The organism is Sphingomonas sp. CFBP 8760 (assembly GCF_014841615.1).
Taxonomy (GTDB): Bacteria; Pseudomonadota; Alphaproteobacteria; order Sphingomonadales; family Sphingomonadaceae; genus Sphingomonas.
In genome coordinates this window covers 52,989-78,041 of sequence record NZ_JACYUG010000016.1, presented here as the reverse complement: position 1 = coordinate 78,041, position 25,053 = coordinate 52,989, and the positions used below count along the sequence as shown (strand labels likewise).

Sequence of the window (25,053 nt, the reverse complement as noted above, 5' to 3'; positions counted from 1 at the left end):
TAGCTCCGCACGCCCGCGATTATGAGCGGCAAGCACTCGGTCATCAAAATTGGTAGTCAACCCGGTAGCTCCCAGCACCGCCGGTGTCGCTAGCAATACCGCAACCCTTGCCACCCGACCGACTGATCGACCATCCGTCACGCGCTATCCCTTCAATGACTGCCGAGGAATGTATCGCAGGTCAACCAATATGGGTAGGCTTCAACCCCGATGCGCCATGGTACTGACCGATCATACGGGNGACCGATCATACGGGCGCGGCATGCTACGCGTCCCTTTTTAATCGGAAGCAAACAGCAGCGGCCTGCCGGTGGATGCGAACGCATTAGCAGGTTGGTCATCCCGTATTACCAAATCCCGGCCGACTCACTGTAGCCCTGCTTGGTCGGCGGTCTGGCTGCTCTTCGCCGTTCCAATGCGTAGAGTGGCCGCTTCGTATAAGAGGTTCGGTCTAGATAAATCACGATGTCTAGTGCAACCGAATTATAGGCTGTTGCGTTCATCGCCACTAAAGAGCGTGAGCTTAAAACGTTAACTAACATTCAGGATATACAATGATCATCCAGGTCGACGCAGGATNCGCCACTAAAGAGCGCGAGCTCAAAACGTTAACTAACACTCAGGATATACAATGATCATCCAAGTCGACGCAGTATTCGAAGCGGCAATATCGCTTTTCGAAGACGGCTGGGCATCGGGCGCGATGCGAGAGGACGCCTCTCCACCTAACCATATTGATCCGTCGCTTTATGACTTTTGGCATGACGGTTATGCGGCCGGCGTTGCCGACAGCATGACCACTCCGGTTCCGAACCCATCGATACATTAATTAGCTACGTGCCTGAGAGCGCTCGGTCACATGACACGAGAAGCACCATCTACTGACGTATCTCTGATTCACCAGGTAGGACGAGACTGAGGTCACGCAAAGCCGAGCCGGTATGCCCCCCGTCCCCTGCCTGAGCAGCGGTGCCGAACTGGGTATCCTCCAAGCGGGAATATATCCCGTTCTCCTCCCGGCGTGAGAAGAAGAACGGATATAGCGATCGCACGCTTGCCGCATCCCCCTGACCGGCATGTTCATCGATCTGGGTACGGATATCCGCGATCTTCAACCACATAAGCTGGGCAGGTGCATCGACGCTGGGATTGGTCTTGACTGCTCCGACCCGCTTGAAACCAAGCATCGCTTCATAAAAGCGGCGATGCCGTGGATTCACCTCGATGAACAGGTCGGTGCAATTATGCCGACGCTGTCCGTAGATGAACACGATATGGAAGAGGGCAGCAAGCATCGGCTTTGACGGCATGGTCGAGTTGAATGCCAGCTTCGTCAATTCGCATACCCTGGCATTGGGAACCTGCCGGAATTGATCGATTTCCTCTTTGAAAATGCCATCGGCGGCAAGCCCGGCCGGGGAATCTACCCCCAACGTCAACGTACCAATGACGTCATCCTCAACCGAGGCAGTGAATGTGGAATGCGTCGAGCGCACCGGCACCTTGTGGTCATCACCATACCCACGCCAGGAATACATTTTGTTGATCAACATGCATGCCGAGCTACGCTGATCGTCAGTATCGGCCAGACGAACGCTGACCAGCTTTTGATGTCCACAAATGCCAGTGACGGGAAGACTGATCTCATGCAGCTTGTCAACGGTATCAACGCGCTGGTTAGAGATTGGCATCACCTGGTGATTGCGCTGCTCAGGCTGACGGTCGAGAGATAGCGACATATCCGAACCCCTTGAGATCGTGATACTTCCCACCACCTACAGCTGGCATAGCCTTCAATCATTCGTGAGCTATCCGCTGCCGGATGTAGGAAAGTATTAATTACGTTTTGTAAGCGCGTAGCTTGCCTAGATCATTTCCTGACACGGCAAATCTGCGCCTGAAATAATCATCATCCGGTTAATACACCAACCGAACAGCAATTAATTTAAGTTAATCTACCGTTTTCCACTATCGCAAGCGCACCTTGATACATCCAAGCCGCCGGAAATGCAGAGCAGCTAAAGGTTCGAATTACTATCGGTGGCAGCAGAATAGTCGGCAGGCCGTGCGATGGACGGGGCCAAAGATGCTGCGTTGCGGGATCGAACGACTATCGTGGCTGTTCTGACCAACTACGACCGGACCAGATGCTCGTCCCACGGTGGCTTCCCTAAGCCGCCATATAGGCGCGTGGTGCGGTGGGGAATCCCCACCCCGACGCTTGCCCCCACCCCTCAGCTGAGCGACCTGTCTTTCAGGCGATTTGCATGACGGCCAGGTCCAATGCAATCGCCTAACAATTAACTTGTTATAATTCTTTGAAAATTTCGTTAATGCATTATTAATTATCTAGCGCAGCTTTTGACATCCGTGTAAGCGACGGCCTTGCGGCCAGTGCGCCCGGTTTTGAGGAATTTCATATGAAGCGACTGATTGTCTCGACCCTTGCGGTTGCCACGATGACCCTGGCTGCACCCGCGGCATATGCAGCAACCTTCCCGGTCGGTGGCACGAACTTCACCGCAACCCCGGGTCCGAATGGCACCTTCGCTGGCGCATTCTTCAACACCGGTATCGCTGCTGGAGAATTCTCCGACACCTTTACCTTCACTCTTCCAACCAATGGCTTTGGCAGCGGCACGGTGACGACGAGCGCGACGGTATTCCAGTCGCCTAACGACCTCGACTTTACCTCGGTCTTCGTCAACGGCGTCGCCGCTGGTATCAATCGCACCGAAGGCGGCCTGTTCGAGGTGGCGTTCACCAACAACATTCCGGTCGTCGCTGGCGTACTGAACACGATCGTCGTGAACGGCGTTTCGCGCGGTGGTGGTGCTTATGGTGGCCAGGCGTCCTTCGTAGCAGCCATTCCGGAAGCCACCACCTGGGCAATGATGCTGGTCGGCTTTGGCATGATCGGTGCTGCTACGCGGTACCGCCGTCGTGCAACGACGGTGCGCTTCGCGTAACATCCGACAGCAAGACGATTGAAAGGCTCGCCGGTCCAATGACCGGCGAGCCTTTTGCTGTCAGCGACAATTATATCGGTACATGTATCGTTACTTTGACAGCTATAGGCATACTATTTGATGGTTGTGCGATGGTGCATTTCCTAAATTATGCTGTAAGCAGTTATTCGTCTGATATGAGATGGCAGGCGAAGTCATAATCATTTGTTGGCAATTATGACTCTCAAGTCTGGGCATGCGACTGCGGGCAAGGAGAATTACGTTGGGCAAGGTTTTGGCGTTAGCATTTGGGACGTTAGGGGTACTGTCAGCCGCTCCGGCTTGGGCAGACCGGGACACTGAGCGCTACACCTCGGTTACAGTCTTCGGTGACAGCCTCGTAGATGCGGGCAACCTTTACATCGCCAATGGCGGAACCCGGCCGGACCCGGCGCTCGGCTATTTCCAGAACCGTTTCACTAACGGCTACGATTACCCTGACCTTTTATCCATCGACCTCTTTGGTGTGCCTACAACGCCATCACTGGCAGGCGGCACCAACTTCGCCTTTGGCGGCGCCCGCGTCGTCGATACCGGTGACGGCATTCCCGATCTCAAGGCGCAGATCAGCGCGTTTACCGCGTCTGGCCGGGATATTGATATCAATGGCATTTATATCCTGAACTTTGGCGGCAATGACGTCTTTGGCGCCAAAGGCGTATTTGGCCAAGAGGGCGCGATCGGTTCATTCCCTACCATCGACGCCTACCTGCAAGCCGCAGCCAGCCAATATGCCGCCGGCGTTCAGACCCTAAACGATCTTGGTGTGCGCAACATCTTCATGACGGATTTCCCTCTCGCAGGCGATCCGTTCACCATTGCTGCGAACGGTTATCTCACCGCAGCAATCGCGACCCTGTCGCTGGACGCTGATACCGACTTGCTTTTCTACAGCCTCAGCGATTTCAATCGGCGCGCCCTGACGAATCCTTCTTCGCTGGGCTTGCCACCACAGCGCGCAGACATTAATTGCCTCGAAGCAGGCGCTCAAGCGACGGGGTGTGTCGGCATCTTCTCCTTTGACGGGGTTCACCCCACTGCCGCAGTCCAGGCCGCAGGCTACCGTGACATCAATCAGCGGTTCGGTCTTACATCTGTAGTACCAGAGCCCAGCACTTGGGCGATGATGCTGGTTGGCTTTGGCCTGCTGAGTGCCTCCCTCCGTTATCGGCGCCGTTCGACCAAGGTCTCCTACGCATGATGTCAGCGGCCTTCTGAGCAACCTCAATTGTCTTAAGAACCGTAAGTGTTCACATTTCTTAAATCACGTTCAATGAATTGATAGCGCGTCGGCTGTACCGGCTGGCCGACGCACTATTACGACAGCTGTAGGCATGGTTTAAGTAATGCGCATTATGCAAGGGTACCGTTTCCGCAAGTAGCGTCAAACCCCCACCTGATTGATAGAAAATCGTCCATTGATTTGGCAACCATATTTGATAGTGTATCTTAGACGCCAACCTGGATTTGCCTTGAACAACTTTAAGGCGTTGTGCTCTACCATTAACTAGAGAAACTGCAGCGTTTTGTCACGGTCGGGCCAACAACGCACTGCCCAATCATAACGAAGTTTGATTTGGTATACAGCGTGTATGTGCTGTCAAAATCGACACCATATATACCTCCATGCAATCTAAAAATCGAACTTAATTAGTGGCTGAGCTCTTATAGCTCCAGAAACTCGATGATTTGATGTAAATCTATTAAATATACCGCATTAAGATAGCTAATCTCTCGCCATATCCTTATCCTATCTCATCAATAACCGAGTGGTTACCGCATGGTCTTGTTACGGTAGTTGACACTTAAAATATTTCACTTATGTCGCCTTGAACGAGCCCTGTATTATTGAATGCTGTAGCACCACCACACTAGTTCAGGATTACTATGACTACCGAAACCAACACCATCGAGCTTGCCACCGAACTCACCATTGCCTGGCTGGGCAACCCCAATACCCGTACCTCCGCGGACGATGTGCCGGCGTTCCTGCAGTCGATGCATGCAGCCGTCGAGAAGCTTGGTGGACCGGCTGTCGAGGCGCCGGTTGAGGAAGCTCCGACGGAATACACGCCGGCGGTGACCGTGCGGAAGTCGCTGGCCAGCAAGGACCACATCATCAGCCTGATCGACGGCAAGCCCTACCGGACGCTGCGCCGCCATCTGACCAGCAACGGCCTGACGCCAGAGGAATACCGCGCCCGCTATAACCTGAAGGCGGACTATCCGATGGTCGCAGAGTCCTACAGCGAGGCCCGTCGTACGATGGCCAAGTCGATCGGCCTGGGCCGCAAGCCNCAAGTCGATCGGCCTAGGCCGCAAGCCCGGCCAGAAGGTAGAAGGCGCGGAGAAGCCCGCCCCCAAGGCGAAGCGTGGCGGCAAGGCCGCCCTCGATGCCGCCAAGGAAGCGCTCGGCACCGCCGAGTGAGATGCACCCGGGGGTGGCCGCGCCACCCCCGGATCAATGCCGGCGATCCATAGGCTGATAGCTGGTAGCTTTGGCCATTCACTGCATAAACGCGGTGCTGACACGACATGCCAGCATCCGTACCGTCAGCGCTACGCTCTGCGGGCTGACTATTCGATGCCCCCCGGCCTATAGCGAAACCCGCAGCAGCATGGCCAAGACGATCGGCCTTGGCCGCAAGCACGCCGCACCCGCTACGGACGCACAAGCTGATACCGACGGCAGATGACGCGAGGACAGGGGTAGGCAAAAAATGCCTACCCCTGTGCGGCACCAGCCTGTTGATCAATTCGGGGCTCGCCACGAACAGCGACAACTGCGCTGTCAGGCCCGACCTCGGCAACCCTGACAGCGGATACCGTCAGAGCTCGCCATCTGTGACCGTCACGTCCAGGCCTGATCCCACCGCCATTCTGGCACGGTGGACGGCGGTCACGCGCTTGACCTGGGCGATGCTGCATCCGGCCAGCTCCGCCGTGCGGGCAATGCTCATGCCGGCCTCGCGTAGACCGATGATGCGGCGATGATGGGCAAGGTCGGGCTTGCGACCGGTATACCGCCCTGCCCGCTTGGCGATCTCGATCCCCTCACGCTGACGCTCGCGCCGGGTCTCGTAATCGTCACGCGCTGTCTGGAGAGCAACGCGCAGCAGCATGTCCTGCACGGCTTCGAGCACGATTCGCGCAACGCCAGCGCTGTCGGCGACGAGATCGGACAGATCGACGATCCCGGGCACCGCGAGCCGGGCCCCCTTTCCGCGGATTGTCGCGACGAGCAATTCCGCCTCCGGCAGCGGCAGACGACTGATCCGGTCAATTTTCTCAGCGACCACCACCTCGCCGGGCTGCAGGTCCGCGACCATCCGCAACAGCTCGGGCCGGTCGGACCGCGCGCCTGACGCTTTCTCGCGGTAAACCGCCGCGACATAGAACCCGGCCGCCCTCGCGCCCGCCACGATCGATTCCTGCCGGGCCAGATCCTGCTCGTCGGTGCTGACCCGCAGATATACCCGTGCTGCCTGGACGATGGTTCGATTGGATTGCCCGGTCATTATCCCTCGGCTTGTTTGGGTATACCGATAATAGCCATGGCTGCCGCCTATGGCTACTAAATTGAGATGACGATGCTGCGTAGCCTAGCCAAGCTGGCGGACCTTGACGAGCTAGCAAATGCTTGATGAACGCATTTTCTGCGATTTCGGTATAGGACGCACTCCTACACTGGCTTTCGTCCGTGACACCTATTTGTCTGAATGATACCCAATAGCTTGATTGGGTACCTTAGTCAGGAGTTATGAGGTGGAAGCGCAGCGGGTAAAAATCGTTGAAGGCGGCAAATTGGTGATACCCGCCCTTATGCGGCGTGAGCTTGGGATCGGCGCTGGTGATACCGTGATGGTCGATATCGATAATGGCGAACTACGGGTACGTTCGGTATCCAAGGCCCTGGAGCGCGCCCGTGCCATCCTGCGTCGTCATATCCCGGAAGGCACCAATCTGGCCGATGAGCTGATCAGTGACCGTCGTGCCGAGGCAGAACATGAGTAACAAAATCGTACTTGATGCTTCAGCTTTGCTGTGCCTGCTCAATGATGAACCTGGCGCTGATCGGGTAGCAGAGGTGCTGACCCGATCAGTCATCGGCGCCACGAACCTCGCCGAGGTCGTATCGAAACTACGCGAAAGGGGTCTTTCGCTCGTAGAAGTCAGAGAGGCTCTAGGCGGTTTGCATCTTGATGTCCGCCCGTTATCGCAAGCTCAAGCGATGCTGATTGGTGACCTGAGGCCGGCTACCCGAGCTCTTGGACTATCGTTAGGAGATCGCGCCTGTCTTGCGCTGGCGATCGAGCTGGATGCGGAAATCTATACGACAGACGCCGCTCTGACGAAGGCAGACGTCACCATTACGACAACTAATGTTCGAGGCTAACTGATCAAATTCCGTAACAACCTACGTCCTTTCGGATCCAGCTGGTCGGCATGTCGTGAATATGCATCGGAACGGCGAACTTTAGTAACCGACTTGTGCGACGCCGGGAAGCGCAGATTACGTTGGGGTGGTAGCTGTTGCGAAATTCAGAAGATGCGCGACATTCTCGATGTAGACCAATTTGGCCAATTCAAAAGACGGAAGCTTGAGCCAAACCTGTCAATGTCCTGCGACTTACCCGCCATCGACGTGGAGGATCTCGCCCGTCACAAAGCTCGCCTCCTCCAGATACATCACCGCCTGCACCACGTCAGCGACCGTGCCCATCCGGCCAAGTGAATGGTCGCGACCGAGGCCGGCGCGTGTCTCAGGCGGGTGATGCCGTCGAAATCAGGCAGGTATGTTTTCAATGCGGGCGGTGTTGGCAGCAGCGATGCCGTTCTCGCGGTGGCGGAAGTCGCTGAGCGCTTGGTAGACTTGCATGCGCGCGCGCATCACACCGCCAAGCGGGCGATGTACTTCTAGGCTATAGGCCGGGCGGAACGTCATCACCTCGTCGAAATAGTGGACGCGGTCAGGGCCATAGGCCGACTGCTGCGGCAGTCGGATCGTGGCGATGGTGCGATACGGGCTCTCGTTCGTCGGCCAGTCGACGGACGTGTCCTCGATGGGCTGCGTCTCGGCATCGGTCCACAGCTGCGCCCGGAGCTCGAACACCGCGTCGTTGCCCTCGAAGTAATCGACCGCGGCATGGCGAAAGCCATCCTCATCCTGATGAGGGTCGAGCTGCCAATCTGCGAGCGCCTGTTGCTCGGCCGCAACGGGAAAGGCCCCGATCTTCGCAACGTGATCGCCGAAGCGCACCGGGCACTGGCTGAAATATTCCTCGACCAGCGGATGGCTGAAGGGATGGCCATAGAAATCCAGTGTCGGGCTCGGACCCGCGCCAACGGCGTTCAACACCTTGTTGATGTTGCGAGCGATCGATGCCGCAGCACTCTTCGCGCCTTCAGGCATCGGCACGGTCAAACCGATCTTCTTGGCTTGCGAAAGGAAGCCCGCGGCAGTGCCTGCCGGGAAGGTCGTGCCGCTGGCGAGGACAAAGTCCTGCGTCGGCGCATCATGGCCGGGCAGCTTTTCGCCTTCGACGCCGAACACCTTGATCGACATGCCGCGGTGGGTCGAGACACGATCGCCCAACTTCTCACCTGGCCCTTGGGCAAAGCGAACGGCAATATCGAACGTGCCCGGCTGTGCGAACAGCCCTTGCGCCAGCTCTGGCGGCAGATCGGAGGCGATGGTCAGCGTGCCGGTCACACAAGCGGTGCTCTTGGCGTGACTGGCGCGGACAGCGTGACCATCACGCTCCTCGACCGTCTGGCTTTCCTGGGTCATGCCCTTGATGATGCCGTCGATGCTTTCCTGCTCATCCGGCTCACGCGTCTCGACGTCGTCGCTATAACGAAGGTACGCCACTAAACCTCTCCTATCGTTTTAAAACAGCTTGGAGGACGGCGCCTGCCGCCCTCCTGATCGATCAGCGCGCCAGTGCCGCCTTCAGCCGTGCGACCGCTAGGTCGTTCGCCTGCTTGGCACCGTTCACGACCTTGGCCATACCGAAGAACTCGTGCGTGACACCCGGGAAGGTCTTCTGCTCGACCTTGTCACCGGCCTTGCGCATCGCCGCCGCCAGCGTTTCTCCGTCCGAGCGCAGCGGATCGATCTGCGCGTTGATGATGGTGGTGGGCGGAAGCCCGCGAAGGTTCGCGGCCACCAGGTTCAACCGCGGATCCTGCGCGTCGGCAGCACTGGTCTGGTAATAATGGCCGAACCACTTCAGCATCGCGGCATTGAGCGGCTTGGCGTTGGCCGAGTCCATGCGTGATAGCAGCGTCATGCTGCTGTTGGCGATCGGATATACCGAGACGATATGGCGCGGCAGGGTCAGACCGTTGTCACGTGCATAGATGCCTGTCGCAACCGCCAGATTGCCGCCCGCGCTCTCGCCAGCCACCGCAATCCTCATCGGGTCGCCGCCCCAGCTCGCCGCGTTCGCCAGCGTCCAGCGATAGGCCGCCGCAGCATCCTCATGCTGTGCCGGGAATTTGAATTCAGGTGCGTGGCGGTATTCGACCGATACGACGACGGCGTTCAGCGCCTTCGACATCGCGCGCGGTGCGGCGTCATAGGTTGCGACATCGGCGATTACCCAGCCACCGCCATGATAGTAAATCACCACCGGCATCGGCTTTCCACCTGCGGGCGCATTGGCCGGCTTGTAGATGCGCGCGAACTGCTTCGGGTCACTGCCATAGGGTACGTCCTGCGTCGTGACCGACGCGTCGGGTGCGGTCGACATGCCCTTCTTCGCCATCGCCGCCTTCGCGCCGTCAGCAGCCGATGGCTGCATGCGTGCTTCAGCCGGGGTCAGCGTCTCGATCGGCTTGCCGCCGAGACCCGCAAGCGCATCCAGTACCATCTGCATGTCGGGCGCTGCCTTGGGCGGCTGAGTGCTGGTTGCAGGCGGCGGGGGCGGAGGCGGCGCGGTGATGGAGCGCGGCGATTGCGCGAACACGCCTGAGGATGCCGTCATCACCGCCGCGGCCACGACACCGCGTATAAGTGGCTGTCTCGAGATCGAAATCATGCGTTCCTCCTGTTGTTGCAGGCATGAACAATGGAGGACGTCGCAACGTTTCTGTACGAAACCGTTCCAAACATGAGTGGGCATAGGAGAGGCAATGGCGACGATCGTACCAATCAGCGGCATAGCATCGCCCACGACCCGAAAAAGCGGCAACCGTCTGCTTGCGACCCTGAGCTTGCAAGACGCAGCGCTGATCATCCCCTATCTGGAGCCGGTATCCTTTGCCGTGGGCGACTTCATCACCCGCGCTGGCGCTCCAATCGAGAGTTTTTGCTTCTTCGAACAAGGCATCGCCGGCGTTCTCGATTCACTAGACAATGATCGGCGCTATGCGGTCGGTTTGCTGGGTGCCGAAGGGTTCATCGGGTGGCCGTTGCTGATGGGTGACGACCGTTCTCCCTATGATGTCACGATGCGCGCAGAGGCGGGGCATGCCCTACGCATACCCGCGGACAAACTGCTTGCCGCAGTAGAGCAAAGCGCGACATTGCGCATGACGCTGCTGCGGTTCGCACACGTCTTCATGTTGCAGATGGGACGCACGATCGTGTCCTCACTGGCGCATTCGATCGAGCGCCGTATGGCCCGCTGGATCCTGTTGTATCATGACCGTGTGCAAGCCGATGAGATTTGCATGACGCATGAGGAGTTTCGTTTGATGCTGGGCGTGCGGCGCAGCAGCGTCACCGATGCACTCCATCGCCTTGAGGAGGAGCAGGCGATCCGAGCTGTACGTGCCAAGGTGCTAGTCGTTGACCGCGCGAAGCTAATGGCTTTGGCGGGTGACACGTACGGCTATCCCGAGCAGGAATATGCTCGCTTGGTGACGTGACGCAGTGCAGAGCAACTTATTCGTCATTGCTAAATTCTCAATATATGCGACGTTCGAAACCCAGAACATTGGCGACACCGAGATAGCTTGAGCCGGCGCCAAGCTTTCCCATAACCCCGTCGCCGGATACGAATTTTATGAGAGTCGAATTGGGAACAAGTTTGGGAAAATGGCGCCATTAGAGGCGCCATGGTGCCTATCAGGTGCCTTGTTTTGAGCAGCCTTCCTCTATGGGAAGATCGGATCGGCAGCGGCGCTAAAAGAGCTATAATCGAGATCTGTAAGTGACACATTGGATTTGCCGCTGGCTGTCACTTGCGTAAGGCGCAGAGTACCCTGTACCTGCTTGAGATGGCTGAAAAACTAATCCGGCGCATGGGTCACCTCACGGGTTCGGATGAGCTCACCGCATTAATCCTGTCGTACGATTGGTCATCGACACCTGTTGGCGATCGATCGGAGTGGCCAAAGTCGTTAACCGCCATCCTCGACACCATGCTCGCATCCCGCTTTCCGATGTGCATCGGCTGGGGCAACGATGTGACGCTGTTCTACAACGAAGCCTACATGCCGTTCCTGGGCAAAAAGCATCCCGCAGCTCTCGGCAAACCGATGGCAGCCGTCTGGAGCGATGTTTGGGCCGACATCGAGCCCTTTATAGCTCAAGCAATGTCTGGCCAGACCGTCGCGTTCGATGATCTGCCGCTGACGATGGAGCGGTACGGCTATGCCGAAAAGACCTGGTGGACGTTCTGCTACAGCCCCTTGTGCGACGATGACGGCAATATCTCAGGCTTTTTGAATGTCGCTTCGGAAACGACTTCCAAACAGCATCTGCGATCGTTGAACGCCACGCTAGAGCAGCGCGTCGCCGAACGCTCGGAAGCCTTGCTGCTCTACCAGGACGTGTTTCAATCCGACCCCAACCCTGCGTGCGCCTTCGACAGCGACTACGCGATCGTCGCCTTCAACCAAGCGTTCAACGATGAGTTCTTTCGTGTCTATGGGCATCGGGCCCAGCTAGGCGAGGTGTTCCCCAACCTCTTCCTGCCGGAGCAAGGGGAGATCATCAGGAGTTATCTCGATCGCGCGCTGGCCGGTGAGGCGTTCAGGATCATCGAGCGGTTCGGACATCCTGATTTTGCCTCTCCTATGTGGGAGATTTTCTACAATCCGCTTCGTGCAGCGGATGGTCGGATGCTCGGATCGTCGGTGCCGTCCAGCACGGGGTTGATATCACCGAGCAGATAGACGCCGAGGAACAGCTCGCTGCTGCCCGTGAAGCGCTGCGTCAGGCGCAGAAAATGGAGGCGGTGGGACAACTCACCGGCGGCCTGGCACACGACTTCAACAACCTGCTGACCGGCATGATGGGCAATCTCGAGTTGCTGCAAGCGCGGGTCGCGCGTGGGCGTGTTGATGATATCGATCGCTTCATCAACGCAGCGCAAGGTGCAGGTCGTCGCGCGGCGTCGCTCACTCAACGCCTGCTCGCCTTTTCCCGGCGACAGACGCTTGATCCCAAGCCGACGGATGTGAACCGGTTGATTTTTGGCATGGAGGAACTGCTACGCCGCACCGTCGGCGGGACGGCGCAGATCGAGATTGTCGGCGCTGCGGGTCTTTGGGTGGCCAATATCGACGCCGGTCAGCTCGAAAATGCACTGCTGAACCTATGCATCAATGCGCGGGACGCGATGCCGGATGGCGGCCGGATCACGATCGAGACTGCCAACAAGTGGTTGGACGATCGGACGGCACGTGAGCGCGATCTACCGCCTGGCCAGTACCTCTCGATCTGTGTGACCGACACGGGTTGCGGGATGTCCGCGGAAACGATCGAGCGAGCGTTCGAGCCGTTCTACACGACCAAGCCGATCGGTCAGGGCACAGGGCTGGGCCTGTTGATGATCTACGGCTTTGCGAGGCAATCCGGCGGACAGGTCCGTATCTACTCCGAGCTGGGCGAAGGCACGACGATGTGCGTGTACCTGCCGCGCCATGTCGGCGAAGCTGATAATGCCGTCAGCGAAAATACTGCGATCAACATCAAGAACGCGATCGGGCAAACCGTTCTTATCGTCGATGACGAAGCCACCATCCGTCATCTGGTCGACGAGGTACTCGATGAAGCCGGCTACACCGTTATCGGTGCGGCTGACGGAGCTGCCGGCATCAAGGTCTTGCAGTCTGGCGCGCGCGTCGAGCTGCTCATCACCGATGTCGGCCTTCCGAACGGCATGAACGGGCGGCAGGTCGCCGACGCTGCACGCTCCCTTCGACCGGGCTTAAAGGTGCTTTTCATCACCGGATACGCGGAGAACGCCGCAATGGGGAACGGTCATCTCGAATCCGGCATGGCGCTTCTTACCAAGCCGTTCTCAATGGAGGCGCTGGTCGCGAAAGTCAGCGAGATGATGACGCCTGATGGTACTTCCTGAGAAACGTGAGACAAGAACATCGGACAAAAAGACGATTTATTTCCCTTTCGAATAGGCGTGCCTCCGCTACCAATATCTCCTTACACTGAGAAACCCTGCTAATTGCTTCGATCAATCCGGTGATCTCGGTTTCATCGTGTGGTTTGGCCAAGAACGTAGCGGCCTCTTGGAATGCCGCTATGCGACCCTCCCCTGCCTGTGCGGCAGCGATTGTCAGGCTACGACTGGCGTAAGGTAGGCCATCAAGCAGCCTGATACGGGCTTAGTCTTTCTGCGACTCCCCGTTTTGCTACCTGATCAAGAACGCGAGTCTGTTGCGAAAATAACCGTCGCAGGGAACACGTCGTGTTCCAGGCTGGGCATCACCCGTTTAGCATGGATCTGCGTCCAGCCTGAGCGGCAGTGTGCGTGCCAGGCGTGCGCTGCCCACTCGAAATTGCGAATTTGCATGGCATTGACTGTGACTGCGCGCGGATTTTCGCCGCGATCGACCAGCTCGCGTGCGGTGTTCCTCCATGAGTGGCCTATCCGCTAACGCCCATGTGCCCCCCGGATACGAGACAAGCTTGTCAATCTTTCGTCCGGTCGCGTCCGATGAGCGCTTGCGTCATGGACAACAAAGATACGTCACTCTTGATCTATGCTATTGGTAAACCTCGATAAAATCCTATCCTTCCATCCGATCTGGAGGAGGCAGCGGATGCCGATCTATTTTTTTCACATCGCGGAAGGCGATCAGGTTATCACCGACCTGGAAGGCATTGAGCGGCCCGACATCGCGGCTGTGCAGAGAACCGCGCTCGAAAGTGCGAGCGGGCTGATCGCTGAGGCGGTGAAGAATGGCAATCGTAACTACCAAGGCCGCTTCGACGTGGAGGATGAGTACGGGAACCCCGTCCTCACACTAACGTTCACATGCCCCATTCAGATCGAGATGACGTTATCGCCTGAACTGACTAGGCTGCAGTAGCCGGCAGATGCAGATAGGCCCTGCAGAAGTCACCTACCCTCTGTAGCCGCTCCCAGTCCGTTATAGTGACGGAGCCTTTGCCTGCATTGATGAGCCCTTCGCTCCGCATGCGTTGCACCGTCCGGTTGACATGTACCGCGGTTAGCCCGGTCGCGTCGCCGATCTGCTCCTGTGTCATCGGCAATATGTAAGAGGGACTTTCGGACAAGCCGGCGGCTTCCTGCCTGAGCGCAAGCTCGCATAACAAGTGGGCAACGCGCTGGCGTGCATCTCGCCGACCAACGTTGAGAAGCCATTCCCGAAACATCGACCCGTCCACGGCAGTATCGCGCCACAGCGCCTGTGCGATCGCCGGAAAAGCCTCGGTCACATCAAAAATCGCCTGATGTGGGATCAGAGCGACTTCCACATGGTTGAGCGCCTGAACGTTATGGTCGGCCACGTCCAAGAAGCTATTTTGCAGGCCGACCAGATCTCCACTCAGGTGAATCGAAACAATTTGCCTAGCGCCGTTCCCGGCAATCTTGCTGCGATAGACGAAGCCGGACAGCAGCACGATGCAACTGTCGGTCCTATCTCCATTGCGCACAAGGTAGTTGCCGGGGTCAGCCTTGATCAGCCTGTGGGGCAGATCAAGTAGCGCCTGGGCTTCGGCTGCGCTCAGTGTCGAGCGCTGCGCCAGTTTGTTCACCATCGCTGCCAGCGCAGGTATGTTTGAGGTTGGCATAAACCCTTCGTCCGTCGGGGGGGCAGCTAACCCTCAGTCGCCAGCGCCCGAGGTATCGGCTTGCGATATGCCTAAATTAACAGACATTTCTCGTCAAATCTCAAATCTAAATCAGGCTGAACGTGAATAAGAACGTCGGTAACTTATGCGCTGCCTCATGGAAATCAGCACGAATTTCCGCCATGTTGAGCCCGACGTTCCCTCCTAAACGGGGTCGGTGTCCCCCCCCCCCCTGGGGGATGTCCGTTAATGCCTAATCCTCACCTTTCGCAGCTGGCTCCCTATGCTGAGTGATTGCTTCAAGCTCGAGCGTAGGTTGGCCAATGCGCGCAGCCTGCAACATAGGCTAGCAGTCACGCCGACGGGTGCGGCTTCGGCACGGGCTGCCCCGCAGACCGCAGGCGCGCCGGCTTCCAACTACTGCGCCGTAATTTCACGCATAAACGAAGCTTCGTTTATGCTAATTAGCGCCCGAAAGTAGCCAAGCTGCTTTCCGCCCACCCCTGTCTTTCCGCTGTTGCAAAAGTAGCGACATACGATGCGTCCAAAACTCAGAAGATGCTCGACATAAAGGGCCGCGTTGGTAGGTGACCCTGCCCTTGGCCAGCACGTCGCGTGGCGTTAAGTCACCGCGCGGTGAGCAGGACCGATACAGCTGATAATGCCCGCGCTTATCTGACCGAGATGCTCGTCCGGGTCGGTGCCGAAGATCATGCGGCCTTTCAGGAGCTTTATCGCCTGACTGCAGCAAAGCTGTTCGGCATCACGCTTCGCATCTGCGGTAATCGGGAAGCCGCAGAGGACGTGCTGCATGAGGGATATTTCGTCGTTTGGCGCCGGGCGGGCGCATGGGAGCCGAGAGGATCGAGTCCGATCACGTGGCTTGCCATGATCGCCCGGAATCGCGCGATCGACTGGCAGCGCGCGCAAGACAGGCGTCGTGCTGATCCGCTGGAGGATGCATCCGATATCGCCGAGCTTGCCCCGAATGCCGAAGCAAGGCTGCTCGCGGCAATCGAGCACCAGACGCTGCTCGATTGTATCTCCGAACTGTCCACTCAGTCGCAGAGTGCGATCCTCAGCGCTTTCTACGATGGTCTGACCTACGTCGAAGTTGCTGACCGGGCAGGAGTGCCGCTAGGAACGGCCAAGAGCTGGGTACGGCGCGGCCTCCAACAGCTCAAGACGTGCATGGAAATTCGTTCAGCAACGATGCGGAGCCAGCCATGATCCGGCCAGCTGGCATCTGATTCCATCACCTTATGCCGAGGCGACAGACCGAGATCAGCTCAGCCGAACCGACAAAGCATGTAACCCGTAGTAGAGTCCCATAAGCATCGACAGCACGGTGATATAGGCGAGGCCCACCCTCCACCCGGAGATCAAGATGCCAGGTTGGCTCCCACGCGACAGGGTCTGCAATGGCGTCTCGCCGGTAATCAGCGCAACCAATAGGATCAGAAGGACGGGAATGTGGCCGACGACATCGAGCATGCCGAACTCCGGCATCGCGGCGATGAACACGATCCCCAGCAACACCCCTCCGACCCGGCCGAGTATCTCCCGGCCGGTCAGCAGATAGAAAGCCAGGGAGAACTCGACAAACCCGGCGATGGTAGCGACGGTGGGGAATGATTGCCCGGCGGTGACGCCGGGATGAAGCAATAATACGGCAATCGTCCATTGTGGAAACAGGAACTTCTCCACCGCCGTCCACATGAGGCTCAGGCTGAGCGATCCAATGAGGATGGATACGCGGAAATGATGAACGGAGAACCGGCCGAGCCGCGGATCGCTCAATGCGATGTAGGCGGCAAGCCCGAGAAAGAAGAGATAGTCGATCATGTAGAACAGGCCGAACTTCGCGACCCCCATCGCGTATAAACTGACGAGCGCCGCTGCCGCGATGATCGACAGCCGCGGGATCAGGACCGTTGCCGCCATTGCCAGCTGCACGTAGCCGACCATGCGATCGGCCCCGTACAAATCCGGTGTCAGGACCGATCCGCTAGCTGAATCCGCCCACATGACGACGGCAAGATTACCCCACAGGCATAAGCCGTACAGTGCGACGCCAAGCCGCACGAGCGGATCGCTCAGCATCGCGGCGCGATCGATGGGGACGATCGGTGTTCCGGCAAAGCGCGCGATCAAGGCATCGATCATTGCACCAATGATGACGAGGCCGAGGAACACGGCGAGCAACTCAAGGAAGAACGGCGTCACGACCTGGACAAAGGGCCTTGGTGGTGCCGAGCCGTCGATGGGTCCGCAAAACCATTTCACGTGCGCCTCAGCGACACTGGGGAAGCAGAGCAATGCCGCAATTATTGCGCTCGCAGATCGCCTCGGGAGTCTGCCGTCCATCGCCGTACCCTTTGCGCTATATACAAGGTACGAAGCTCAGCCCCAGCAAGACGCTTTTGCCGCCCGAATGCACATTGACGATGAGCGCCAAGCAATCGTGCTGATCGAGGATATGGCGTTTTGCTGTTCCAGATAGGAGGTTGGCGGCGACGTGCCAGCTAGGTGTTTGATCCCACGGTTTGATGGTGCAATCCCTTCGTTGGAATGGAAGGAAGCCGCATGGGACAAGTTCGTCACGGGAGCGCCACGCCTGTCCTGAGCCTGCCGAAGGGACCACGCACGCCGTCCGAGCAGCAATACAGCGATCGCAAGCTTCGCTCGCGACGCTGAGCCGTGAGTTGGGGATCAACCCGAAGACAGTCGCGAAGTGGCGCAAGAGAGCAACCGTCGAGGATTTGAAGACCGGGCCGAAGGCCCCTCATTCAACGACCTTGTCCGAGGCTGAAGAGGCAATGGTAGTGGCGTTCCGGCGCCACACATTGCTGCCTCTCGACGACTGCCTCTACGCCTTGCAGCCGTCGATCCCGCACCTGACCCGCTCAGCCCTGCATCGTTGCCTCCAGCGGCACGGCATATCCCGCCTGCCGGATATCGAGGGCGACAAACCGAAGCGTCAGCGCTTCAAGCGTTATCCCATCGGCTTCTTTCACATCGATATTGCCGAGGTGCAGACCGCCGAAGGCAAGGCCCTCCTGAGCCTGTCGAAGGGCTGTACCTGTTCGTCGGCATCGACCGCACCAGCAAGTTCGCGGTCACCCAGCTGGTCGACAAGGCTGATCGACGAACAGCCTGGGAGTTTCTCGAACACCTGCTGAAAGCCGTGCCTTACCGAATCCACACGATCCTGACCGACAATGGCATCCAGTTTGCCGAGCAGCCGCGCAACCGTAACACCGCCTGGTCACGGCAGATGCGGTTCGACATGATCTGCGAAGCAAACGACATCGAGCACCGGCTGACCAAACCGAACCACCCCTGGACCAACGGCCAGGTCGAACGGATGAACCGCACCATCAAGGAGGCGACCGTCAAACGCTTCCACTACGAGAGCCACGATCAGCTCCGGACGCACCTCGCCGACTTCATGGCCGCCTATAACTTTGCCCGCCGGCTCAAGACGCTCAGCGGTCTCACACCCTACGAATACATCGCCAAGATCTGGACGTCAGAGCCAGACCGGTTCATCGTCGACCCGATCCACCAGATGCCGGGACTAAACACCTAGGCAGCGCGCCGAGCCGAAGACCGTCGACTGGCAGCCCGCGCGCTGGGGTGCCGATGTCGCCGAGGCGTTCACCGAGGTCGCGCAGGAGTTCCGCGCCGGCGACCGGGTGCAGTTCACCCGCAACAACTATCGCGCCGATCGGCTCAACGGACAGACCGCCGAGGTGGTCGCGATCGACCCGAAAGGGTCCAGCATGGTCGTCGCAGGCGAGGACGGGCGGCGCGAGATGCTCGACCTCGCCCACCTCGCAGATCGGCATATCCGGCCGGGTGGGTGCGGACCATCCATTCCGCGCAGGGGGCTACGTGCGATCGGGTCTTGACACACCTCGAAGCGTTCCGCGCCAACACCATCGATGCCCGCTCCATCTACGTCGAGATCAGTCGCGCCCGACAAGGCGCGGCCGTCTATACAGACAACCGCGCCAGCCTCATCGAGGCACTCGGTATCCGTGACGGCGCACAGGTCGGCGCGATCGACGAGACAATGAAAGCGCCCGACATGGCGACCGCCACCCCAGCGACCGTCAAGGCCGTGGGGATGGCGATCTAGCTAAACGCCCCTCGGGGCATCCGTCCGAACGACAATATGCATTTTTTCTATACCGAAGTCGTCAGCACGTCTGCCAACCAAAACCGTCTCACTACCACATGAAAAACTAGCACTATTAAACTCTTGAAAGACTTTGTATTGCTCGCTTAACCGTGATTTGTAGACTGTATTTACCACAGTGCGCTGTGCATCAACGTTCTTCCACACCCCTCCATTTGGAAGAGCTACGTCAGTAGCTTCTTCACGATGCAACACGAAAAACTCTTCGCCTAGTTTCGTGTCCTCGCCCAGTAACGCTATTAGAGAATACCGGTTTCCAGAGCTACCCTCTACAACGAAGGCATCCACTACACAGTCAGTGGCGTCTGGAACGTATATTCTTTTCGCATCGATAAAATCGATCGGGTTTACGGCGTCGGACACATGTTCCCCTTTCCACCAGTGAAGTGGATCGTCTCTGCTACGTTAAGATCAAAGGTTCCAGCCTTGATGTCGATACGCGGCGAAAATCCAACCCTCGCGCCACCTGAGTAATCTACCCCGATACGCAGCCTGACTGATCCACCCGGTTGAGATACCGCAAGCGTCGTCGCGTTACTGAAGCTGGGGTTTGGAACGATGGTGTAGCTAGGCTCACCCGCAAGTCGGCTGAGGCCAGAGAACACCTTCCAAGCGTCCTGAAAGCCCCCAGGTAGATCGGTGTTGTATCGCCCTGAAGCTGGACGTGGGTTCTCGCCCTTGGTATCACCTTGCGGTGTATAGGCGATCGGGCACACCACGGGCTGCATATTCTGTGGCGGAGATTGCAAAGGGGATTTATCGGGTGGTGGCGGGTAGTATCCAGCTCCCCCCCCCCACCGTCATACTGGGGCTGATCATCGATACCCGGAATACAGAAACTTTCCGTATGTCCTCTGTATGGGTCAGATCCAACGTATTGGAAACTCCCATTACTGAAGCCCTTGTAAACGGAATTTGGCACATACACTGTGCCACAAGCTTGAAGTCCCATTGGATCTTTGTGGTTCACGGGATCCCCACCGACGTAGTTGTACCAGTTCATGCCATCGCCGTAACCGATGGGATCGGTCTGCATGAAGCGGCCCAGGGTGGGCGAGTACATGCGGGCCTTGTAGTCGTAGAGGCCGAGTTCTGGCATCCACTTCTGGCCGGTGTACTGGAAGCGGCCCTGGTTGCCGGCGCCGGGGATGCCGTATTCGTCATAGGTGTTGATCGCGACGGCAGCGCCGCCACCGTTGGTCACCGCGACCACCGAGCCGCGCTCGTCGGCATGCAGCCAACGCCGGTCGCCGGTGCCTGCGCCTTCGTACCATACCACCGGTTCGTCCGCGCTCATACAGGCCGTTATGATGAGGAGCCACAGGCCGGTCCTCAGGCGAGACCATGACAGGGGAGGAAGAACGTTTCAGACATGCGCCTGCAAGCAATGGTTCGTCAGCTCGGCCGCCATGCGAAGCTGAGCGACGACGATCGTCGCGCTGTCGATGAGCCACCCTTCGTCCGCCGGACGATGAAGATGGGCGAGCATCTCGCCCGGAAAGGTGACCCGACGCACGAACACCTCGTCCTGCTGTCGGGGTACGTGCACAAGTACAAGGTCGCCAGCGATGGCGGTCGCCAGATCGTCGCGATCCGCATGCCTGGCGACGCCATATAGTGGACATGCCTGCTCCTCGATCGGGTGGATCACGGCTCGCAGGCTCTGACCGCCGGTGAAGCCGCCGTCATTCCTCGAGATGTCTTCTGTGATCTGATGGCAGCTCGACCGTCCGTCTCCAGGTCCATCCTGATTACGACGCTGACCGATGCCCCGATCAGCAGCGAATGGCTGCTCGACATGGGCAGGCGGCTGGCTCTCGCCCGCGTCGCTCATCTGATCTGCGAGCTTGCTGCACGATCCAACGCGGCTGGTCCGGCCATCGGCAAGAGCTACGAACTGCCACTGACGCAGGAGCAGATGGGCGACATCCTCGGCCTCACGGCGGCACACGTTAACCGCATGACGAAGCAGCTGGACGAAAACAGGGCTCGTCGTTCGAAAAGGCCGGCGTATCCAACTGCCCGACCGAGCGAGACTGGCGAGGGTCGGAGGCTTCGACGGCGATTATCTCGATATGAAGCCTGCATGGCCAGGTCCGCCACATTAATTTTCCCAGGAAGATGACGGGATGTCCCGTCCTCGACTGAATGCCACGCCCCGGTATCGCGTCGAGCCGCTTCGATGGCGCTCGTGCCGGACTATCGCTCCTTTCATTCCGCCGGACGTCGGAACGGCCGGTCATCGTCTCGCTCTCCATGGCTTTCCGGACGGGATGACGGAAACCGGCTTCCACTCGGCATCGCAGGCGGTGGTCGCCGGATCGGATGCGATCGGAAATGATCCATTTACGGTTTTATCGTAGGGGCCAGGCGTGTTTCTGTTGGATCGTTCAGCCCGACGACCGTTATCCGACGGTACGTACCTCGAACTTGTCGGCAGCCTATGCGCCACGCGACTTCCGGCGACGATAATGACCGGCCTGTTCGTGCTGGTCGGAACCCTGGCGACGGTCCGGACCGGCGACCATGCGCTTGCCGTCATGTCGATCCTTGGCGTACTGCTCAGCGTCTGTCGGCTGCTGATCATGTTCAGAGGTCGGCAGCGCTTCGACGCGCAGGCGATGACTGCAGCGGCCGCCCGCCGGTTCGAACGGTCGTTTGCCGTCTTCTACGTCGGATTTGCCACGATGCTAGGCGCCTTCGCCGCACGCGTGATCACGTTGCCATCCCCCGATCTCCACACGCCGGTCGCCATCCTGATCGTGGGCTACGCCGCAGGCGTCGCGGCGACGATGGCCCTGCGGCCGCTCATCGCCCTCCCCAGCCTGGTCCTGAGCGTGGGCCCCGTCGCCATTGCGATCGGATGGCAGACGACCCCTGAGGACATCGTATCGGCGGTCTGCCTTGTAGCGTTGCTGGCCGGTGGCTTACGAAGCATCGATCGGCGCAACCAGTCGCAGCATGCTGGTGCGACCACCCGCGAGGCGTCCCTCCAGCTGGCGCAGCGCGATCATCTGACGGGCCTGGGGAATCGGCTGGCCCTGTCCGAGACGCTTGCCATGCTGCGGCGATCGGGTCCGGAGAGCAGGCAGATCGCGGTACACTACGTCGATCTGGACGACTTCAAGCCGATCAACGACCAGCTGGGCCACCTGGCCGGCGACGCGCTGCTTCAGGCGCTCGCCGGTCGGCTGCGATCGGAGCTGACGGAGGACGACGTCACCGTCCGGATCGGCGGCGACGAGTTCGTGTACGTTCAGACGATGGTATGCTCGCACGCCGACGTCGTCGAAAGGGCGCTTCGGCTGGAGACCGCCCTCCAGATGCCGTTACGGCTGGATGGCCACCTGCTGGTGGTCGGCGCCAGCGTGGGGTCGAGCGGGCCATGGCCGATCGATACCGACCTCAGGACGATGCTGAAACGGTCCGATGACGCGCTTCGTGCCCGTAAGATACAGCGCAAGGGTACGGCGTCGCCGGCTCGAACATCGAATGTCACTGCCGGATGGTCGGGTCCTGACGGCACGGCCATCGACATCCCGTACTCTCCGCCCGCGGTGGAACCGGCCTCGTGCATAGCCGGGAAACGAACCGATCCAGGGACTGGCGTCGCGCGATGCTTCGCAACGCCCACCGTGCCTTGCCGCCTGCCTTCCACCGTTAGTCGTCCGAACGTCGGATAGAGTCAGGAGCGGCAGCCCGAGGCAGGGAGGCACCGCTCGTCGTCGACCTGCGGCGCTCAGGGACCGCGATGAGCCCCCGCCGGCTGTTTTTTGGGGGGGGCCGGCGGAGGCGCAGAGGAGACCGTCTCGAATCCGCTGCTGCGACCGTGATAGCCATGCGTGGTTACCGAACGGTGAAGCACCTCATGATCGGATCGGAATGGACGCATGGGGCCGATCGACGATGGAAACCCCCTGCCCCGAGTGAACGCCTCATGCTAATGGTGATACGATGCTGAAGAGACGAAGGAAGCGGATAGCTGCTCATGCTGGTGGTGCCGTCGAACGGCTTGCAGAGATCGAGACATCCATCAGGAATCTTGACGACGAGGACGTTCTCGATCTGGCCGACATCTTCAGAGACATGCCGCATACCGCTTTGACCGAGATCGTCCACGAGCAGATGACAAAACGCGGAATCAGCCTGTAGCGGATTCGCGGTCCGGCTGGCGCGGCGTCGACGCGCTCGACCGGATCGTTCATGGAGCTACAACCGACCAGACGAGCGGGATGGATCGACCGGCGGCATTCATCGGCCTGGCTACCGGGGTGACCATCGCGTGGCTCGGCGGCTCGAACGTCCCGTCCGGCAGAGGACGGGACGGCGTTTCCGCAGCCCAGGCACGATGCGGTGTCGGGGCTTGCCACGCCGTCGACCGGGGACGTCGGACCGTCCACCCTGCAACAGCACGCGCGGCAGTCACCGCCAGGAAGTCGCTTGTCTTGCGATACCACGTCGTGTCGACGGGCGACAGCAAGCCCTAGCCAATCTCGCCTAGATACTGCTCGAGCAGTCGACGGCCGGTATCGCTGATCGACACTTCGATCCGACGCCTGTCGATCATGTCCGCAGTGCGGATCACGAGACCCAGCTTCGACATGTGATCTATCCAGCGCTGACCGGTGGTGACCGGCGCCCCCACCAGCCCGACGAGCGCCTTGACGTTGATCACTCTGTTCTCATGCCAGCATACGTAGAGTACCAGCAGCATGTCCCAGGCCGGTTCGTGGAAGAGTTCGGACGGCAGGAACCGGTGCCGAAGTCTTCTCTGGTCGATCAGCTCTCTCACGGCATCGATTCTGGGAGACTGCGGAGGTGCAGCGGGCTCGTCCATCTGTGACGAGCCACCGGCTACCGAGGCCGCTCGTTCGCTGAATTCTCCAGCCACGGCCGATAGTCTGTCCGTCAGGTCTCTTACCAGATCGGCTATATGTCCAGCGTCCATCCCATCCCCCCGGCCTCGCAGGGATTGGAAAGGACGTCGACGGGAATGCCAGCGTCGGTCGGCTAGCCGACAGATCGTTGACCGTCGCCGATCCATCGTGGCTGTCGACGACCGACAGATCGGGTGTCAACACGTCATGGATGGGATCAGGCCTCGAACACGGACTAATGGCCTTCTGCCGACGTCAACGCAGCTGACGTTTCAGAAAGCCGTAGGCGTCGAAGGGAGCAAAATCGATCTGATGGCCAGGGCCGGGCTGATCTGGCCATGCCGACGATAGTTCGAATGCAGCGATGATCTCGCACATGGCTCTGATCGCCTCCCCGAAGCTGTCGGCACAGGCCGACGTCCGCGCCTGTTCGAACGAGTATACCAAGCTATAGTTCTGATGATGAACTACCATATCTCTGTAAGCCGTCATCTCGTCCTCGTCGGGCTTGCAATGAATGTCCGCATCTGAGTGGAGTAGAAATATTCGCCATTGATCAAGCACGGGATCGAACATGACGTGCCCAAAAATGTGACCTGGATTGGCGGTCGCTACGACTACGACTATCTCGATATCGTGCTCTGCTCCCGTATCAATAAATATCCTATTGCGGAAATCATTCATAATGCACGAATCGTTCGAGTTTAGATAATACTTAATAACCTCTATAAATTCGATGTTAGATTTATCGGATTCCTTCATGTCATGTTCTCCATTATCATTGAAAAATGCAAAGGTTTGGTCCGTAAATAATTACAGATTGTCAGATAATGCGCTGATGGTGGCGGGTAGCTTGGGCCTTATCACCAGCGATGCCGAAATCTCGGGATGGACGGCAGATCCGCAGTCGGATCGAGCGGTAGTCGACCTGCTAGCCACGGCCCGTCGGCG

At 58.8% G+C, this 25,053-nt stretch carries 26 protein-coding genes and 4 pseudogenes; 18 read left to right on the top strand and 12 right to left on the bottom strand.

Annotated elements, in window-relative coordinates; all coding sequences use genetic code 11:
- Positions 1 to 631 precede the first annotated feature (631 nt).
- Positions 632 to 829 carry a hypothetical protein gene (locus IFT82_RS16515; RefSeq protein WP_192128853.1) on the top strand — a complete coding sequence of 66 codons (198 nt, stop codon included), beginning with the start codon at positions 632 to 634 and terminating at the stop codon, positions 827 to 829.
- A 49-nt stretch (positions 830 to 878) separates the two neighbouring features.
- Here IFT82_RS16515 and IFT82_RS16510 read toward each other — a convergent pair whose 3' ends face one another.
- Complete coding sequence (locus tag IFT82_RS16510; protein WP_192128851.1) at positions 879 to 1,739, bottom strand: N-acyl amino acid synthase FeeM domain-containing protein; 861 nt, start codon at positions 1,737 to 1,739, stop codon at positions 879 to 881.
- Positions 1,740 to 2,420: 681 nt separating this feature from the next.
- On the opposite strand from IFT82_RS16510, the gene IFT82_RS16505 reads away from it, so the two are divergent.
- From IFT82_RS16505 to IFT82_RS16495, 3 genes and pseudogenes are all read left to right on the top strand, one after another.
- A complete protein-coding gene (locus IFT82_RS16505; protein ID WP_192128849.1) occupies positions 2,421 to 2,969 on the top strand; it encodes an FxDxF family PEP-CTERM protein in 549 nt (182 codons plus the stop codon).
- A 262-nt stretch (positions 2,970 to 3,231) separates the two neighbouring features.
- A complete protein-coding gene (locus tag IFT82_RS21035) occupies positions 3,232 to 4,209 on the top strand; it encodes a PEPxxWA-CTERM sorting domain-containing protein (protein WP_192128847.1) in 978 nt (325 codons plus the stop codon).
- A gap of 686 nt (positions 4,210 to 4,895) precedes the next feature.
- A pseudogene (locus IFT82_RS16495) lies at positions 4,896 to 5,305 on the top strand (MucR family transcriptional regulator); the annotation flags it as partial.
- Between the two features lie 531 nt (positions 5,306 to 5,836).
- Here IFT82_RS16495 and IFT82_RS16490 read toward each other — a convergent pair.
- The gene (locus IFT82_RS16490) at positions 5,837 to 6,526 is read right to left on the bottom strand and encodes a recombinase family protein (protein WP_192128844.1); all 690 of its coding nucleotides are present in this window, start codon (positions 6,524 to 6,526) and stop codon (positions 5,837 to 5,839) included.
- Between the two features lie 247 nt (positions 6,527 to 6,773).
- On the opposite strand from IFT82_RS16490, the gene IFT82_RS16485 reads away from it, so the two are divergent.
- Together IFT82_RS16485 and IFT82_RS16480 are read left to right on the top strand one after the other, a co-directional pair.
- On the top strand, positions 6,774 to 7,022 hold the full coding sequence (locus IFT82_RS16485; RefSeq protein ID WP_192128842.1) for an AbrB/MazE/SpoVT family DNA-binding domain-containing protein: 249 nt from the start codon (positions 6,774 to 6,776) through the stop codon (positions 7,020 to 7,022).
- The gene (locus tag IFT82_RS16480) at positions 7,015 to 7,404 is read left to right on the top strand and encodes a type II toxin-antitoxin system VapC family toxin (protein ID WP_192128840.1); all 390 of its coding nucleotides are present in this window, start codon (positions 7,015 to 7,017) and stop codon (positions 7,402 to 7,404) included. The genes IFT82_RS16485 and IFT82_RS16480 overlap by 8 nt, the downstream gene beginning before the upstream one ends.
- Before the next feature lie 234 nt (positions 7,405 to 7,638).
- Here IFT82_RS16480 and IFT82_RS16475 read toward each other — a convergent pair.
- From IFT82_RS16475 to IFT82_RS16465, 3 genes and pseudogenes are all read right to left on the bottom strand, one after another.
- Positions 7,639 to 7,764: pseudogene (locus tag IFT82_RS16475) on the bottom strand (SDR family oxidoreductase); the annotation flags it as partial.
- A gap of 30 nt (positions 7,765 to 7,794) precedes the next feature.
- Positions 7,795 to 8,880, bottom strand: a complete 1,086-nt coding sequence (locus IFT82_RS16470; protein WP_192128836.1) for a catalase family protein — start codon at positions 8,878 to 8,880, stop codon at positions 7,795 to 7,797.
- Positions 8,881 to 8,941: 61 nt separating this feature from the next.
- The gene (locus IFT82_RS16465) at positions 8,942 to 10,174 is read right to left on the bottom strand and encodes an alpha/beta hydrolase (protein ID WP_244646861.1); all 1,233 of its coding nucleotides are present in this window, start codon (positions 10,172 to 10,174) and stop codon (positions 8,942 to 8,944) included.
- Here IFT82_RS16465 and IFT82_RS16460 point away from each other — a divergent pair.
- The 3 genes and pseudogenes from IFT82_RS16460 to IFT82_RS16450 form a co-directional block, all read left to right on the top strand.
- Entirely contained in the window at positions 10,146 to 10,883 is a 738-nt protein-coding gene (locus IFT82_RS16460) for a Crp/Fnr family transcriptional regulator (protein WP_192128834.1), read from the top strand. The two genes, IFT82_RS16465 and IFT82_RS16460, sit on opposite strands and share 29 nt — an antisense overlap.
- A 351-nt stretch (positions 10,884 to 11,234) precedes the next feature.
- A complete protein-coding gene (locus tag IFT82_RS16455; protein ID WP_446740983.1) occupies positions 11,235 to 12,134 on the top strand; it encodes a PAS domain-containing protein in 900 nt (299 codons plus the stop codon).
- A pseudogene (locus IFT82_RS16450) lies at positions 12,128 to 13,324 on the top strand (ATP-binding protein); the annotation flags it as partial. The gene IFT82_RS16455 and the pseudogene IFT82_RS16450, both read left to right, overlap by 7 nt.
- A gap of 297 nt (positions 13,325 to 13,621) precedes the next feature.
- On the opposite strand, the gene IFT82_RS21530 reads toward IFT82_RS16450, so the two are convergent.
- The gene (locus tag IFT82_RS21530; RefSeq protein WP_446740981.1) at positions 13,622 to 13,774 is read right to left on the bottom strand and encodes a phage integrase central domain-containing protein; all 153 of its coding nucleotides are present in this window, start codon (positions 13,772 to 13,774) and stop codon (positions 13,622 to 13,624) included.
- A 250-nt stretch (positions 13,775 to 14,024) separates the two neighbouring features.
- Here IFT82_RS21530 and IFT82_RS16445 point away from each other — a divergent pair, with 250 nt between their 5' ends.
- The gene (locus IFT82_RS16445) at positions 14,025 to 14,294 is read left to right on the top strand and encodes a DUF6894 family protein (protein WP_192128824.1); all 270 of its coding nucleotides are present in this window, start codon (positions 14,025 to 14,027) and stop codon (positions 14,292 to 14,294) included.
- Here the strand turns inward: IFT82_RS16445 and IFT82_RS16440 are convergent.
- Complete coding sequence (locus tag IFT82_RS16440; RefSeq protein ID WP_192128822.1) at positions 14,281 to 14,988, bottom strand: Crp/Fnr family transcriptional regulator; 708 nt, start codon at positions 14,986 to 14,988, stop codon at positions 14,281 to 14,283. The genes IFT82_RS16445 and IFT82_RS16440 overlap by 14 nt on opposite strands.
- 669 nt (positions 14,989 to 15,657) lie before the next feature.
- On the opposite strand from IFT82_RS16440, the gene IFT82_RS16435 reads away from it, so the two are divergent.
- Positions 15,658 to 16,251, top strand: a complete 594-nt coding sequence (locus IFT82_RS16435; protein WP_342355138.1) for a sigma-70 family RNA polymerase sigma factor — start codon at positions 15,658 to 15,660, stop codon at positions 16,249 to 16,251.
- A 54-nt stretch (positions 16,252 to 16,305) separates the two neighbouring features.
- Here the strand turns inward: IFT82_RS16435 and IFT82_RS16430 are convergent, their stop codons facing one another.
- The gene (locus tag IFT82_RS16430) at positions 16,306 to 17,247 is read right to left on the bottom strand and encodes a hypothetical protein (RefSeq protein WP_207105817.1); all 942 of its coding nucleotides are present in this window, start codon (positions 17,245 to 17,247) and stop codon (positions 16,306 to 16,308) included.
- A gap of 360 nt (positions 17,248 to 17,607) precedes the next feature.
- Between IFT82_RS16430 and IFT82_RS16425 the strand changes: the two are divergent.
- From IFT82_RS16425 to IFT82_RS16415, 3 genes and pseudogenes are all read left to right on the top strand, one after another.
- Positions 17,608 to 18,613, top strand: a pseudogene (locus tag IFT82_RS16425) (IS481 family transposase).
- Positions 18,614 to 18,719: 106 nt separating this feature from the next.
- The gene (locus IFT82_RS16420; RefSeq protein WP_192128818.1) at positions 18,720 to 18,935 is read left to right on the top strand and encodes a hypothetical protein; all 216 of its coding nucleotides are present in this window, start codon (positions 18,720 to 18,722) and stop codon (positions 18,933 to 18,935) included.
- Positions 18,932 to 19,165 carry a hypothetical protein gene (locus IFT82_RS16415; RefSeq protein WP_192128816.1) on the top strand — a complete coding sequence of 78 codons (234 nt, stop codon included), beginning with the start codon at positions 18,932 to 18,934 and terminating at the stop codon, positions 19,163 to 19,165. The genes IFT82_RS16420 and IFT82_RS16415 overlap by 4 nt, the downstream gene beginning before the upstream one ends.
- Here the strand turns inward: IFT82_RS16415 and IFT82_RS16410 are convergent, their stop codons facing one another.
- Together IFT82_RS16410 and IFT82_RS16405 are read right to left on the bottom strand one after the other, a co-directional pair.
- The gene (locus IFT82_RS16410) at positions 19,166 to 19,588 is read right to left on the bottom strand and encodes a hypothetical protein (RefSeq protein WP_192128814.1); all 423 of its coding nucleotides are present in this window, start codon (positions 19,586 to 19,588) and stop codon (positions 19,166 to 19,168) included.
- 112 nt (positions 19,589 to 19,700) lie between these two features.
- Positions 19,701 to 20,522, bottom strand: a complete 822-nt coding sequence (locus IFT82_RS16405; protein ID WP_192128812.1) for an RHS repeat-associated core domain-containing protein — start codon at positions 20,520 to 20,522, stop codon at positions 19,701 to 19,703.
- Between the two features lie 75 nt (positions 20,523 to 20,597).
- Here IFT82_RS16405 and IFT82_RS21525 point away from each other — a divergent pair, with 75 nt between their 5' ends.
- The 4 genes from IFT82_RS21525 to IFT82_RS16385 all read left to right on the top strand — a co-directional run bounded on the left by IFT82_RS21525 (position 20,598) and on the right by IFT82_RS16385 (position 23,377).
- Positions 20,598 to 20,843 carry a cyclic nucleotide-binding domain-containing protein gene (locus IFT82_RS21525; protein ID WP_446740980.1) on the top strand — a complete coding sequence of 82 codons (246 nt, stop codon included), beginning with the start codon at positions 20,598 to 20,600 and terminating at the stop codon, positions 20,841 to 20,843.
- Positions 20,844 to 20,939: 96 nt separating this feature from the next.
- The gene (locus tag IFT82_RS21520) at positions 20,940 to 21,350 is read left to right on the top strand and encodes a helix-turn-helix domain-containing protein (RefSeq protein ID WP_446740982.1); all 411 of its coding nucleotides are present in this window, start codon (positions 20,940 to 20,942) and stop codon (positions 21,348 to 21,350) included.
- 346 nt (positions 21,351 to 21,696) lie between these two features.
- On the top strand, positions 21,697 to 22,908 hold the full coding sequence (locus IFT82_RS16390) for a GGDEF domain-containing protein (protein WP_192128805.1): 1,212 nt from the start codon (positions 21,697 to 21,699) through the stop codon (positions 22,906 to 22,908).
- A 271-nt stretch (positions 22,909 to 23,179) separates the two neighbouring features.
- Positions 23,180 to 23,377: a hypothetical protein gene (locus IFT82_RS16385; protein ID WP_192128798.1), complete on the top strand. Its 198-nt coding sequence runs from the start codon at positions 23,180 to 23,182 to the stop codon at positions 23,375 to 23,377.
- A 331-nt stretch (positions 23,378 to 23,708) separates the two neighbouring features.
- On the opposite strand, the gene IFT82_RS16380 is transcribed toward IFT82_RS16385, so the two are convergent.
- Both IFT82_RS16380 and IFT82_RS16375 read right to left on the bottom strand, forming a co-directional pair.
- A complete protein-coding gene (locus IFT82_RS16380) occupies positions 23,709 to 24,062 on the bottom strand; it encodes a MarR family winged helix-turn-helix transcriptional regulator (RefSeq protein WP_244646859.1) in 354 nt (117 codons plus the stop codon).
- Positions 24,063 to 24,357: 295 nt separating this feature from the next.
- Positions 24,358 to 24,864, bottom strand: coding sequence for a hypothetical protein (locus IFT82_RS16375; protein ID WP_192128794.1), 507 nt, complete (start codon positions 24,862 to 24,864; stop codon positions 24,358 to 24,360).
- Between the last annotated feature and the right edge of the window lie 189 nt (positions 24,865 to 25,053).

Coding starts and splice junctions, on each gene's coding strand:
- IFT82_RS16440 (WP_192128822.1), bottom strand. CDS start 14,988: ATGGTGAACAAACTGGCGCAGCGCTCGACACTGAGCGCAGCCGAAGCC.
- IFT82_RS21520 (WP_446740982.1), top strand. CDS start 20,940: ATGGCAGCTCGACCGTCCGTCTCCAGGTCCATCCTGATTACGACGCTG.
- IFT82_RS16505 (WP_192128849.1), top strand. CDS start 2,421: ATGAAGCGACTGATTGTCTCGACCCTTGCGGTTGCCACGATGACCCTG.
- IFT82_RS16515 (WP_192128853.1), top strand. CDS start 632: ATGATCATCCAAGTCGACGCAGTATTCGAAGCGGCAATATCGCTTTTC.
- IFT82_RS16385 (WP_192128798.1), top strand. CDS start 23,180: ATGCTGAAGAGACGAAGGAAGCGGATAGCTGCTCATGCTGGTGGTGCC.
- IFT82_RS16380 (WP_244646859.1), bottom strand. CDS start 24,062: ATGGACGAGCCCGCTGCACCTCCGCAGTCTCCCAGAATCGATGCCGTG.
- IFT82_RS21525 (WP_446740980.1), top strand. CDS start 20,598: ATGCGCCTGCAAGCAATGGTTCGTCAGCTCGGCCGCCATGCGAAGCTG.
- IFT82_RS16390 (WP_192128805.1), top strand. CDS start 21,697: ATGACCGGCCTGTTCGTGCTGGTCGGAACCCTGGCGACGGTCCGGACC.
- IFT82_RS16460 (WP_192128834.1), top strand. CDS start 10,146: ATGGCGACGATCGTACCAATCAGCGGCATAGCATCGCCCACGACCCGA.
- IFT82_RS16405 (WP_192128812.1), bottom strand. CDS start 20,522: ATGAGCGCGGACGAACCGGTGGTATGGTACGAAGGCGCAGGCACCGGC.
- IFT82_RS16465 (WP_244646861.1), bottom strand. CDS start 10,174: ATGCCGCTGATTGGTACGATCGTCGCCATTGCCTCTCCTATGCCCACT.
- IFT82_RS16490 (WP_192128844.1), bottom strand. CDS start 6,526: ATGACCGGGCAATCCAATCGAACCATCGTCCAGGCAGCACGGGTATAT.
- IFT82_RS16375 (WP_192128794.1), bottom strand. CDS start 24,864: ATGAAGGAATCCGATAAATCTAACATCGAATTTATAGAGGTTATTAAG.
- IFT82_RS16510 (WP_192128851.1), bottom strand. CDS start 1,739: ATGTCGCTATCTCTCGACCGTCAGCCTGAGCAGCGCAATCACCAGGTG.
- IFT82_RS16445 (WP_192128824.1), top strand. CDS start 14,025: ATGCCGATCTATTTTTTTCACATCGCGGAAGGCGATCAGGTTATCACC.
- IFT82_RS16455 (WP_446740983.1), top strand. CDS start 11,235: ATGGCTGAAAAACTAATCCGGCGCATGGGTCACCTCACGGGTTCGGAT.
- IFT82_RS16480 (WP_192128840.1), top strand. CDS start 7,015: ATGAGTAACAAAATCGTACTTGATGCTTCAGCTTTGCTGTGCCTGCTC.
- IFT82_RS21530 (WP_446740981.1), bottom strand. CDS start 13,774: ATGCAAATTCGCAATTTCGAGTGGGCAGCGCACGCCTGGCACGCACAC.